At 62.7% G+C, this 12,414-nt stretch carries 13 protein-coding genes; 12 read left to right on the top strand and 1 reads right to left on the bottom strand.

The genetic code is table 11. The features are described 5' to 3' along the window. Nucleotides 1-39: 39 nt before the first annotated feature. The 12 genes from urtA (at nt 40) to atzF (ending at nt 11,827) form a co-directional block, all read left to right on the top strand. Nucleotides 40-1,296, top strand: coding sequence for an urea ABC transporter substrate-binding protein (gene urtA / locus ACFQ6Y_RS24055; RefSeq protein ID WP_007735391.1), 1,257 nt, complete (start codon nt 40-42; stop codon nt 1,294-1,296). Nucleotides 1,297-1,350: 54 nt separating this feature from the next. Continuing rightward, entirely contained in the window at nt 1,351-2,235 is an 885-nt protein-coding gene (gene urtB / locus ACFQ6Y_RS24050) for an urea ABC transporter permease subunit UrtB (protein WP_095970422.1), read from the top strand. After that, the gene (gene urtC, locus ACFQ6Y_RS24045; protein ID WP_021333894.1) at nt 2,232-3,338 is read left to right on the top strand and encodes an urea ABC transporter permease subunit UrtC; all 1,107 of its coding nucleotides are present in this window, start codon (nt 2,232-2,234) and stop codon (nt 3,336-3,338) included. Before urtB ends, urtC begins: the two co-directional genes overlap by 4 nt. Next, complete coding sequence (gene urtD / locus ACFQ6Y_RS24040) at nt 3,335-4,171, top strand: urea ABC transporter ATP-binding protein UrtD (protein ID WP_064688302.1); 837 nt, start codon at nt 3,335-3,337, stop codon at nt 4,169-4,171. Before urtC ends, urtD begins: the two co-directional genes overlap by 4 nt. Before the next feature lie 3 nt (nt 4,172-4,174). Further along, nucleotides 4,175-4,867: an urea ABC transporter ATP-binding subunit UrtE gene (gene urtE / locus ACFQ6Y_RS24035; RefSeq protein WP_050656708.1), complete on the top strand. Its 693-nt coding sequence runs from the start codon at nt 4,175-4,177 to the stop codon at nt 4,865-4,867. 1 nt (nt 4,868) lies between these two features. After that, a complete protein-coding gene (locus ACFQ6Y_RS24030) occupies nt 4,869-5,558 on the top strand; it encodes a GntR family transcriptional regulator (RefSeq protein ID WP_378447079.1) in 690 nt (229 codons plus the stop codon). A 136-nt stretch (nt 5,559-5,694) separates the two neighbouring features. Next, entirely contained in the window at nt 5,695-6,684 is a 990-nt protein-coding gene (locus ACFQ6Y_RS24025) for an LLM class flavin-dependent oxidoreductase (protein ID WP_039973481.1), read from the top strand. Between the two features lie 9 nt (nt 6,685-6,693). Continuing rightward, nucleotides 6,694-7,890: an MFS transporter gene (locus tag ACFQ6Y_RS24020; protein ID WP_378637991.1), complete on the top strand. Its 1,197-nt coding sequence runs from the start codon at nt 6,694-6,696 to the stop codon at nt 7,888-7,890. A 96-nt stretch (nt 7,891-7,986) separates the two neighbouring features. Further along, nucleotides 7,987-8,793, top strand: coding sequence for an SDR family NAD(P)-dependent oxidoreductase (locus ACFQ6Y_RS24015; protein ID WP_378637988.1), 807 nt, complete (start codon nt 7,987-7,989; stop codon nt 8,791-8,793). After that, nucleotides 8,790-9,323, top strand: a complete 534-nt coding sequence (locus tag ACFQ6Y_RS24010; protein WP_378637985.1) for a carboxymuconolactone decarboxylase family protein — start codon at nt 8,790-8,792, stop codon at nt 9,321-9,323. Before ACFQ6Y_RS24015 ends, ACFQ6Y_RS24010 begins: the two co-directional genes overlap by 4 nt. Nucleotides 9,324-9,399: 76 nt before the next feature. After that, nucleotides 9,400-10,101 carry a GntR family transcriptional regulator gene (locus tag ACFQ6Y_RS24005; protein WP_378637980.1) on the top strand — a complete coding sequence of 234 codons (702 nt, stop codon included), beginning with the start codon at nt 9,400-9,402 and terminating at the stop codon, nt 10,099-10,101. Beyond that, nucleotides 10,061-11,827 (top strand): allophanate hydrolase, encoded by a 1,767-nt coding sequence (gene atzF / locus ACFQ6Y_RS24000; RefSeq protein ID WP_378637975.1) that lies wholly within the window; start codon nt 10,061-10,063, stop codon nt 11,825-11,827. The genes ACFQ6Y_RS24005 and atzF overlap by 41 nt, the downstream gene beginning before the upstream one ends. A 3-nt stretch (nt 11,828-11,830) precedes the next feature. Here the strand turns inward: atzF and ACFQ6Y_RS23995 are convergent, their stop codons facing one another. Next, entirely contained in the window at nt 11,831-12,406 is a 576-nt protein-coding gene (locus tag ACFQ6Y_RS23995) for a TetR family transcriptional regulator (protein WP_378447068.1), read from the bottom strand. Nucleotides 12,407-12,414 lie beyond the last annotated feature (8 nt).

Genomic DNA, 12,414 nt, shown 5'->3' with positions numbered 1-12,414 from the left:
CCATTGTCTGCCAGAGCCATCGACACGAAAGGCCCGTACATGCGAACCTTCTCGAAGCGCACCCTTGCCGCGCCGGCCGCTCTCGCCGCGCTGGGCTTGGTTCTCACCGGCTGCGGAAGCAAGGCAACAGACACCGCATCGGGAGATTCGACGGCTACGTCGTGCGTCGACACCTCGGGGGACACGATCAAGGTCGGTTCCCTGAATTCACTCTCGGGCACCATGGCCATCAGTGAAGTGACGGTCCGCGACTCCATCTCGTTGGCGGTGCAGGAGATCAACGATTCCGGCGGTGTGCTGGGCAAGAAGATTCAGATCGTGGCAGAGGACGGCGCGTCGGAGCCGACGGTGTTCGCCGAGAAGGCCGAGAAGCTGATCAGCAGCGATTGCGTCGCAGCAGTTTTCGGCGGCTGGACCTCCTCGAGCCGTAAGGCCATGCTGCCGGTGTTCGAGGACAACAACTCTTTGCTCTACTACCCGGTCCAGTATGAGGGACTCGAAGATTCCAAGAACATCTTCTACACGGGTGCAACGACCAACCAGCAGATCATCCCGGCTCTGGACTACCTGAAGGAGAAGGGCGTCAAGTCGCTGTATCTGGTCGGCAGCGACTACGTGTTCCCGCAGACCGCCAACCGCATCATCAAGGCGTACGCGGCAGCGAACGGCATCGAGATCAAGGGTGAGGACTACACGCCATTGGGCTCGACCGACTTCTCCACCATCGTGAACAAGGTGCGCACCGCCGACGCGGATGCCGTGTTCAACACACTCAATGGTGATTCCAACGTCGCGTTCTTCCGTGAATACTCGAATGTCGGCCTGAAGCCTGCCGACATGCCTGTCGTCTCCGTTTCCATCGCGGAAGAAGAGGTCGGTGGTATCGGTGTCCAAAACGTCGAAGGCCAGCTGACGGCGTGGAACTACTACCAGACCATCGACTCCCCCGAGAACAAGAAGTTCGTCGCGGCGTACAAGGCGAAGTTCGGCCAGGACAAGCCCACGTCCGATCCGATGGAAGCGGCATACACCTCCGTCTACCTCTGGAAGAACACCGTCGAGAAGGCCAACTCGTTTGCGGTCAAGGATATTCAGGACAACGCCGACGGCGTGACCTTCCAGGCACCCGAAGGACTCGTCACCATCGACGGCGACAACCACCACATCACCAAGACTGCTCGGATCGGCGAAATCCGTTCCGACGGACTCATCTACACGGTCTGGGATTCGGGACAGCCGATCGAGCCGGATCCGTACTTGAAGAACTACCCCTGGGCCGAGGGACTCGGCAGCTGATCGAGGAAAGGCGGAATTGACGGAATCGACGAGTAGAGAGGTGGAGCGTCTGTCATGGATGTTGTGATCGGACAGTTGTTCACGGGTTTGAGTATCGGATCGATTCTCCTGTTGGCAGCGTTGGGATTGTCTCTCACGTTCGGGCAGATGGGTGTCATCAACATGGCACACGGCGAGTTCATCATGGCCGGCTCTTACACCGCATACGTAGTGCAGCAGGTGATCTCGAATGCAACGGGATCGTTGATCATTTCTCTCCTCGTCGGTTTTGTCGTCGGCGGACTGATGGGTGTCGTACTCGAAGTGGTCCTGGTATCGCGGATGTACCACCGACCCCTCGACACCCTGTTGGTGACGTTCGGCGTCGGATTGATCCTTCAGCAGTTGGCACGAGACATCTTCGGGGCGCCGGCAGTCAATGTTTCGGCACCGACCTGGCTCTCGGGTGGGGTCGACATCTTCGGCGCCGTGGTCCCGAAGACCCGCATCTTCATTCTGGTATTGGCGATCGCTGCGGTGATCGCGCTTTCGGTCGCGCTGAAGCAGTCGTCGATGGGTAGACGCATCCGCGCCGTCGTACAGAATCGCGATCTGGCCGAGACGAGCGGAATCTCTTCTCGTCGTACGGACATCACGACCTTCTTCCTCGGATCCGGGCTCGCCGGCGTAGCGGGTGTCGCGTTGACGCTCATCGGTTCCACCAGCCCGACCATCGGTCAGTCCTATCTGATCGACGCCTTCCTGGTTGTTGTCGTCGGCGGTCTCGGTCAGATGAAGGGAGCTGTGATCGCAGCCTTCGCCCTCGGCATCTTGAACTCGTTCATCGAGTACTCGACGACGGCGTCGATCGCGAAGGTGATCGTGTTCGTCATCATCGTCGTCTTCCTTCAAGTCCGGCCACAGGGCCTGTTCGCAGTCAAGACGAGGAGCCTCGTATGAGCATCCTGAACAATTCCCGAATTCGGGTGTGGGGCGGTTTTGCACTCGCCGCGATCGTGCTGTTCGCCATCGCTCCGGCTGTACTCTCGGACTTCAGGCTGTCACTGTTGGCCAAATTCCTGTGCTTCGCCATAGTCGCTGTCGGCATCGGTTTGGCTTGGGGCAGAGGCGGAATGCTCACGCTCGGCCAGGGCGTGTTCTTCGGAATCGGCGCATACGTGATGGCAATGCACCTCAAGATCGCCGATGCCGAACTCAAGGGCGACGCTGTCCCGGACTTCATGTCCATCGCCGGCAAGACCGAACTGCCGGGGTACTGGCAACCGTTCGCCTCGCCATTCGTGGCGATCTTCGCCATCCTTTTCCTGCCGGCCGCTGTTGCCTTTCTCCTCGGACTCGGTGTGTTCAAGCGGAGGGTCAAGGGCGCGTACTTCGCGATCCTCTCGCAAGCACTCGCCGCAGCTTTTGCGATCCTCTTGATCGGACAACAATCGATCGGTGGCAGCAACGGCCTCAACCGCTTTCGCACGTTCTTCGGTTTCAACCTCAATGATCCGGCGAACAAGCAGATGTTGTTCTTCATCGCCGCCGGAGTTCTTCTCGCGTCGGTAGCTCTGATTCGCCAGCTGATGAACTCCCGATACGGCGAACTGCTCGTCGCGGTCCGCGATCAAGAGGAGCGCGTGCGTTTCCTCGGATACGATCCGGCGAACATCAAACTGGTCGCCTACGTGACCGCGGCGTTCCTCGCCGGTATCGCCGGCGCGCTCTTCGTTCCGATCGTGGGCATCATCTCCCCCGCCGACGTCGGGATCGTGCCGTCCATCGCCTTCCTCATCGGAGTTGCGATCGGCGGCCGCGCAACGCTTCTGGGTCCGGTACTGGGTGCGATCGGCGTCGCATGGGCGCAGTCGACATTCTCGGAAAAACTCCCTTCGGGATGGATCTACGCACAAGGGTTGATGTTCATCGTCGTGGTCGGGTTCTTCCCGGCAGGTGTGGCCGGATTGTTCGCCCTGATGCGCCACCGCAAGAAGCGTGAGACCCCGGCCGACCCGCCGGTCAAGGTCTCCCAACCCGAACCAGTGGAGGTGTCGTCATGACCAACACAACCGCCACCAGCGAACCCACACCGGCACTGGGCGGCAACGCCGGAATGTCGTCCGAGTACCTCGAAGTACGGAACCTTTCGGTCAGCTTCGACGGTTTCAAGGCCGTCGACGGCGTCGACTTGACCCTCATGCAGGGCGACCTCAGGTTTCTCATCGGCCCGAACGGGGCTGGAAAGACAACGTTGGTCGACGCCATCACCGGGCTGGTTCCCGCTACCGGTTCCATCACGAAGTCCGGCGAGCAACTGCTCGGCAAGAAAGTTCACAAGATCGCCCGTCTCGGGGTCGGGCGAACCTTCCAGACGGCAAGCGTCTTCGAAGAGCTCTCGGTGCTGCAGAACCTCGACATCGCGGCCGGAGCCGGCCGATCACCGTGGAACCTGCTCAGAAAACGCAAAGGTGTGCTTCCCGAGATCGAAGAAGCACTGGAGACAACCGGTTTGGAACACCTCAGGGACACTCCCGCGGGCATTCTCGCGCACGGCCAGAAGCAGTGGCTCGAAATCGGAATGTTGTTGGTACAGAACTGTTCCGTGCTTCTGCTCGACGAGCCCGTCGCAGGTATGAGCCTCGAGGAGCGCGAGGAGACCGGGAACCTTCTGCGGCGCATCGGCGGTGCGCGAACCGTCGTCGTCGTCGAGCACGACATGGACTTCATGCGATCCTTCGCCACGTCCGTCACGGTGCTCGCCGCTGGGAAAGTGCTCGCCGAAGGGACCGTGGCCGAGGTCCAAGCCGACCCCAAGGTGCAAGAGGTCTATCTCGGCACAGCCGCTGCCGGAACCGATCTCGGCGCCGACACCGAACCGACCCCGGAGGACTGAATCATGCTCGAACTCGTCGACATCCGCGCCGGCTACGGACGTACCGAAGTGATCCACGGCGTTTCCCTACTGGTTCCCAGCGACGGGGTTGCGGCAGTCATGGGTCACAACGGTGCGGGCAAAACCACCTTGCTGCGCGCCGCCGTCGGACTGATCAAACCCACGCGCGGAAAGGTACTTCTGAACGGTGAGGACATCACCGGTCTGCGGCCCAGCGCCCGTGTCGCTCGCGGACTTGCCTACGTACCCCAGGGTCAGCAGTCGTTCGGACAACTGACAACTGCCGAGAATCTTCGAGTGGTCGCCGACGGGCGCAAACGCGGAAAAGCACTCATCGCAGAGGCATTGGATCTGTTTCCGGCACTCACCACGCTGCTCGATCGACGGGCCGGGCTTCTCTCCGGTGGGCAGCGACAGCAGCTTGCCATCGCTCGCGCACTGATCACCGAACCCAAGATCCTCATCCTGGACGAGCCGACCGAGGGCATTCAGCCCAACGTGGTCGCCGAAATCGAAAGGACCGTCATGGAACTCACCGAGCGAGGCGATCTCGGTGTCCTCCTCGTGGAGCAACACATCGGTTTCGCGCTCCAATCTGCGCAGCATTACAGCATTCTCGCGGCCGGACACGTGACCTCGACCGGTGAGGGTGGCACCACGTCCACCGACGCGGTTCGTCGAGCGATGGCAATCTGACATGAGTGTGCGGCCGCCGCTGCGCGAGCAGGTCTACCGGTCGATCCGGAACGATCTGATGTCGGGTCAGATCGCGCCATCCGAACGACTCGGTGAGGAACGGTTGGCTCATCTCTACGGCGTCTCGCGAACACCGGTCCGCGAGGCGCTCGCAAAGTTGGAATCCGACGGGCTCGTCGAACGCGACGAACACGGCCTCTTTCCGTACCGACCGCACCTCGACGAGTTGGGTGGCCTCTACGAGCTGCGCGTACTCCTCGAGGTGCACGGGCTTCGGCGGGTACTCGACGGTGAAGCCCCCGTCCATGACAAAGACGCGCTCGGTTCCGAACTGGACCGGTGGTACGCGTTTCGCAAACAGATGCCATCGCCGGATGCCGGTTTCGTGACCCTCGACGAAGAGTTTCACATTGCGCTCCTCGCCTCGTCCGGCAACCACGCACTGGTCGACGCTCTTCAGGCCGTCAACTCGAAGCTGCGCCCCGTGCGGATGTTCGACTACCTGACTCCCGACCGTATGAAGGCCACCGTGGAGGAACATATCTCCGTCGTCGAACTGGTTCTGGACGGCAAGATTCCGCAGGCGCACGAGGCACTGGTATCGCACATCGACATCTCTCGCACGGTCGTCCTCGACCGCGCCCGCCAAGCCCTCTCGTTGGCCGCTATGGCCAACGCTGTACGGAACTGATCGAGCGGGAGTCACCGACCCTCAGAAAATCGCACTTGCTCAGGGTGGGAAGGCTCTCGGAAATAGGAAAGCCTGCCAGATGGTTGCACCTTCCAACGACGCTTGCGTTCTATTCGCTGAGAAAGGCACCACATTCATGGCCGTCCCACTTTCCATCCTCGATCTCGCCCACATCGGCGACAACGAAACCGCCAAAGACAGCTTCGACGCCAGCGTGACCTTGGCGCAGCGTGCCGAGGAGTGGGGCTACAAGCGAATCTGGTACGCCGAGCACCACAACATGGGTTCCATCGCGTCTTCGGCTACGAGTGTTCTGATCAGCCACGTCGCCGCGCACACCAGCAAAATCCGCCTCGGCGCCGGTGGGATCATGCTCCCCAACCACGCGCCGCTGACGATCGCCGAGCAGTTCGGCACCCTCGAGACTCTGCACCCGGGTCGCATCGATCTCGGTCTCGGTCGCGCGCCCGGTAGTGATCAGAAGACGATGCAGGCTTTGCGACGCGACCCGAGTTCTTCGGACAGCTTCCCGCAGGACGTACTCGAACTTCAGGGCTACCTCGGCGACACTTCGCGCGTCCCCGGAATCAATGCCGTTCCCGGTAAGGGCACTCACGTTCCGCTCTACATTCTCGGATCGTCACTGTTCGGAGCCAAGCTCGCCGCGATGCTCGGCCTGCCGTATGCATTTGCCTCGCACTTCGCCCCCAACGCCCTGCGCGACGCCGTCGCGATCTATCGACGCGAGTTCAAGCCGTCGGAGCAGTTGGCGGAGCCGTACGTCATCGCGGGCGTCAACGTCATCGCCGCCGACACCCATGAGCAGGCTCAGCAGGACTTCCTCGCGGCCAAGCGTTCGCGCGTCAGCCTTCTTCTCGGACGCGGACGCAAGTTCACGGACGACGAAGCGGACATGCTGCTCGACTCCCCCGCGGGTCAGCAGGTTCTGCAGATGACCAAGTACAGCGCCATCGGCACGCCCACGGAGGTCCGCGCCTACCTCGACGAGTTCACCGAGCATGCGCAGGCCGACGAGCTGATCACGGTGTCGACCGGCACCAACCGCGAGGCATGGTTGCGTACGTTCGAACTCCTCGCCGACGTGAGCGATCTGGTGCCCGCATAAGCTGCCGGTATGGGCGATCCTTCCCGTCGCGGGTTCATCTCGGTACTGGCCGTTCTGCTTTCGATGGGTTGGGCCGCCAACCACTTTGCCTCGCTCATCCCGGTTCTCCGGGTGGACGAGGGCCTCTCGCACACCGTGCTCGACGGTGTTTTCGGCATCTACGCGCTCGGGCTGCTGCCCGGCCTGTTGACCGGTGGAGCTGTGTCGGACCGCGTCGGTCGAGCTGTCGTTGTCCTGCCCGGTGCGCTCATAGCCTCGCTCGGAACCTTGATTCTTCTTCTCTGGCACGACGCGCCGGGACTCATGGTCGGACGCCTTGTCGTCGGTATCGGTGCCGGTCTGGCGATCGGCGCCGGTACCGCGTGGGCGGCCGACCTTCGCGGCAAGTCCGGCACCGTCATGGCGGGCGTCGTACTTACCTCGGGTTTTGCACTGGGACCGCTGTTTTCGGGTCTGTTGGCGGAATTTGCCGCTTTCCCGCTCGCCACGCCGTTTGTCGTCTCAGCCGTCTTGTCGGTGGGTTCGGTTGCCGCGGCGGCCGTGTGGAGTCGTACTCCTGCTCCCACCAAAGCTGCGACCTTCACGCCGGTTCCCGACCCTGCAAAGCAGTCGGGAACCGGCGTGAAGGTTGCACTGTTCTGGGCACTTCCGTTGGCTCCGTGGGTGTTCGCCAGTGCAACAGTCTCTTTCGTGACCATGACGGCCAGGCTCGGTGACCGCTACTCCGGGCCGCTCCTTCCTGGTTTCGCGGCGGCGTTGACTCTCGGTGCCGGGATTCTGGTTCAAACCGCTGCGCGTCATCGTAATTGGGGTCCCCAGGCCGGCACGGTCGGCGCCGCACTGGCGGCACTCGGATACTGCCTGGTCGCCGTCGGCGGTGCACACCCCACGCTCGGGTTGTTCATCGTCTGCGCGCTCGTCCTCGGTACGGCCTACGGACTGTGCCTGCGTGAAGGCCTGCTCGATCTCGAGTCGCTGGCTCCCCCGGCCTCGCGAGGCGCGTTGACCGGGATCTTCTACGTCGGCACCTATCTCGGATTCGGACTGCCGGTGCTGCTGGTCGTCATCGAACCCACGATGGGTCCGTCACTGCCGTTGGTGATCCTCGCGGCTGTTGCCGCCGTCGTTGCCGTGGTCCGATTCCGCCGATTGCGGTCGACACAGGCTTCCGCGTCACATCCGCGTCTCGAAGCCGCATCGGTCTGAGCGTCCATCCGGACGGAGTTGGCGGTACTTGCAGTCGCAGCTACCCGGCGGTGTTAGCGTCGGAGGACCAGAAGGTCACTGCGTAGGGACACAGCAATGGGCAAGAGCGAGGCGGGCAAGGCCGAATCGGCCAAGAGTGGTGCGGACGACCTGACGGGTCGGCGCATCCTGATCACCGGCGCCGCCCGCAATATCGGTTCTTCGCTGGCCAGACGCCTCTACGACCGCGGTGCATCCGTCGGGCTCCTCGGACTCGAGCCGGAACTTCTCGAACAAGTCGCCACCTCCTGCGGCCGCGCGCCCTGGCAGTTGTGCGATGTCGCCGACCTCGCGCAGCTATCTCGCGGCGTCGACTACATAGCCGAGAAGCTGGGCGGCATCGACGTCGTCGTCGCCAATGCCGGTGTCGAGGCGAACTCGTCGATCCTCGGCGGCGACCCTGCGGACATGCGCCGCGCCGTCGAAGTCAATCTCATGGGCACGTACTACACCCTGCGCGCATCCGGTCCGCACATCAGTCACGAAAACGGTTACGCCCTGGTGGTCACCTCGGCTCACGGCGCCGCCAAGCATCCGCTTCGCGGACCGTTCGGTGCTTCGCGCGCCGGCGTCGAAGCCTTGGGAGACGCATTGCGCCTGGAGATGAAACACCTCGGCACCAAGGTGGGCGTCGCGTACATCGGCGACATCGACACCGACACCACCGCTTTGTCGTTCGACGGAGCACGCGGAACCCTCGCCAGCGTCGGCACCACCACCGTCGCTGACGCCGTCGACGCGTTCGAGCGCGGTATCGTCGGCCGAAAGTCACGCGTACACGCGCCCCGCCGCAGCGCCGCGGTCCGCCACATCGCGCAACGAGCTATCGACCTCCGTCCCTCTCACATCCGTGGAGTCGCATGAACCCCCGCATCCCGCCCGGCCGATTCAAGGACCTCGGTCCGATCAACTGGGGAATCTGGCGTGTCCTGTCGAAGGCTGCCGGAGCACCCGATGCGCATCTGTTCAGCACCTTGGGGCGCACGGGCGGACTCTTCCGCGGTTGGCTGCACTACTCCGGCTCACTCATGCCCGGCGGCAAGATCTCTCGCCACGACACCGAACTGATCATCCTGCGAGTCGCGCACCTGCGGGACTGCGGTTACGAGATGGATCACCACATCAGGCTCGGCCGCAAAGCCGGAATCGACGCAGAAGAACTGGCCCGAATCATCGAGGGCCCTGGCGCTTCCGAATTGAGTCCGCGTCACCGTGCGATCTTGACTGCGGTCGACGAGCTGGTCACCACCAAGGACGTCACCGACACCACGTGGGGAACGCTTTCACAGCATCTCGACGATCGTCGGTTGATCGAATTCACCTTGCTGGTTACCCAGTACGACGGCCTGGCCACCACGATCGGAACCTTGCGGGTTCAGCGCGACTTCTCCTGAAGTTCCGCGGCGGCCGTAACTCAGCTCTAACCCGAAGACATCTGGACGAAACACCTGATCAATAGCGTATACAGGTATGTCGACAGGGATGAATACGGCGCCGGAGCCACTGCGTGAGGTGGTCTACCGGGAACTACGCACCGAACTGGTCAACGGGACTATCGGGTTCGATCAGCGCCTGACGGAACCGAAACTCTCCGCGCGTTTCGGCATTTCTCGCACACCAGTACGGGAAGCGTTGACGATGCTGTGCGCCGATGGACTCCTGCGCCGGGAAGAGTACGGGTTCTCCGCCGTGCGCCCGAGCATCCCGCGGATCCGAGATCTGTATGAACTCCGAATCACTCTGGAACTACAAGGAATTACCCGGGCGATTGCAGATCCGACGATCCGGCACGACCGAACAATCCTCGACGACGAATTGGTGCGGTGGCGTGCCCTGGCTCTCGATCCGCCCGCTCAGGAACCGGGGTTCGTCGAACTGGACGAGGAATTCCACGTCGCCGTACTGAGGGCGTCGGGAAACAATGAACTGGTCGCGTCACTGCTGTCCGTGAACTCCCGTATCCGGCACGTTCGGATGTACGACTTCATGGTCAACGGCCGCATCGACACCTCGATCGCGGAGCACATTCGCATCCTCGAACAACTACTTGCCGGCAACCTGCCCGAGGCCCGCACTCTTTTGCACCAACACATCGGCGAGTCTCTCGACGTCGTTCTCGACCGGGTGACCCGTGCGATCACCGCGCTCTCACTCGCCCACATCACGGACTGATCGGAGCAGTACACACATGACCATCGCAGCAGAAGTTTTCACCCCGACAGCCCGGGTCGAGCAGGCATTCCAGCGGATCGAGGAAGTAGATCGCCCCGAAGTCTGGATCACGTTGCGCAGCAAGGACGATGTGCTTGCCGACGCCGCCTCGGTCGAGGCCAGACTCGCCGCAGGCGAACAGCTTCCCCTGGCCGGGAGTCTGATCGCCGTCAAGGACAACGTCGACGTCGTCGGTCTGTCGACCACAGCGGCGTGCCCCGAATTCGCGTATGCGCCGGATGAAACAGCCAGTGCCGTTGCGCGGTTGATCGAGCGCGGCGCTGTTGTTCTGGGGAAGACCAATCTGGACCAGTTCGCCACCGGACTGGTCGGAACGCGGAGCCCGTACGGAGCCGTTCGCTGCGCCTGGAACGAAGAGTTGATCTCGGGTGGTAGTAGTTCCGGATCCGCCGTCGCTGTCGCACTGGGGATTGCAGACATCGGAATCGGCACCGACACTGCCGGTTCCGGCCGAGTCCCGGCAGCGTTCCACGGGATCTACGGACTCAAGCTTTCGCTCGGCGTCATCCCCGTCCACGGAGTCGTACCCGCCTGCGTCGACTACGACGCTTTGACCGTGTTCGCCGGCGACCTCGAATCGGCAACCGCGGCAGCGGCAATCATGGTCGGCCACGAACCGCGCGATCCCCGCAGCCGAGTCTGGCCTTCGGATGTTCGTCTCGCAGCAGCGCCGAATCCCCGTGTCGCCGTGCCCCGAATCGAAGATCTGGCGCAACTGAGCCCGTCGTATCTGGCAGCGTTCCAGGACACCGTGGGGGCTCTGGTAGCCGGCGGCGCCGAGACCGAGACCGTCGACATCTCCGGACTGCTCGACGCGGCCCGATTGCTCTACGACGGCGCCGTGGTGGCGCAGCGATATGCAGCGGCCGGCGAGTTCCTCGAAACTCGTCCTGCCGGAGCAGATCCCGCGGTGTCCGACATCGTGCTCGGCGCGAAGCACCCCACCGGATACCAGCTAGTCGACGATCTCGATGCTCTCACCCGCGCCAAGGCCGCTGCCCGGGCACTCCTCGCCGGGTTCGACGCCCTACTGCTTCCGACCACCACCGAACATCCGACCATCGCCGCCGTGACCGAGGATCCGATCGGAATCAACCGCCGGATGGGAACTTTCACAAACTTCTGCAACCTGCTCGACATGGCAGCTGTGGCGGCGCCCGGGCACCGCACTGCCGAAGACCACCCGTTCGGCGTCATGTTCGTCGTACCCGCTTTCGACGACCAGATCGCCATCGACCTCGCTGCGCGACTCGGCGGTGTGCCTTCGCCTACCCTCGTGGACACCGGAATCGACCTCGCAGTGTTCGGCGCTCACCTGCGCGGGCAACCCCTCAACACACAGTTGGTCGACCTCGGTGCGCGGTACGTCGAAACCGTCACCACCTCGGATGCCTACCGGCTCTTCGCTCTCGACACAACGCCACCGAAGCCCGGCCTGGTGCGCCGCGGTCCTGACCTCGGAGCGCCAGTCGTCGGCGAGATATTCCGAATCTCACCGGCAGGTCTGGGAACGTTCCTCGCTGCACTGCCTGCGCCGATGGCGCTCACGAGCGTCGAGTTATCCGACGGCAGAACGACTGTCGGTTTCAGCTGCACCCATGACGCCGTAAATGGCGCAGCTGACATCACCGGCTACGGCGGTTGGGCCGCGTACCTCGCTCGCTGACAGCTAGGGCTTGCAGATTCGAGTGACCGCCTCACGCACCACTTCGCGTCGGCGCGCAATCTCGTCGGCGTCGACGTTCTGGTTGTCAGCCACACCGGGTGCCACCACCCAGCCGAACACGAGGCCGAACAGCATTGTGATCAAGTCCTGGGGATCCCAATGCTTCGAGATGATGCCGTCGTCCTGTGCCTTGCGGATCGTGGCCATTCGCGGAACCCAACTGGAATGTTCCTCGGCCAGCTTCTTCATCCGTGGCGCCTCACCCTGCAGTTGACCCCAGATCATCATCCGTTGAATCTGCGGTTTGCCGAGCATCGCGTCGAACAGTTCGACGGCATGCGCGGGCATGTCTTCACCGGTGAACTCGACAGACTCCATTGCCTGCTCGAAGTCGACGTCGAGCACCGCGTGGAACAACGCGACCTTGTCGCCGAAATAGGCGTAGAGGCGCTCCTTACTGGCGTTTCCGTTCTTCGCAATCCGATCGATGCGCGCACCGGCAAGCCCGTAGGTGCCGAATTCTTCTTGCGCAGCGTCGAGGATTCGCTGTTTTGTCGCGGTCACATCAGTGGGAGCCATAGTGATGA

The organism is Rhodococcus sp. NPDC056516, from assembly GCF_042794655.1.
In the GTDB taxonomy this organism is placed as follows: Bacteria; Actinomycetota; Actinomycetes; order Mycobacteriales; family Mycobacteriaceae; genus Rhodococcus_F.
The sequence above is the reverse complement of the archived record's forward strand: the minus strand, read 5'-3'. Positions and strand labels throughout refer to the sequence as shown.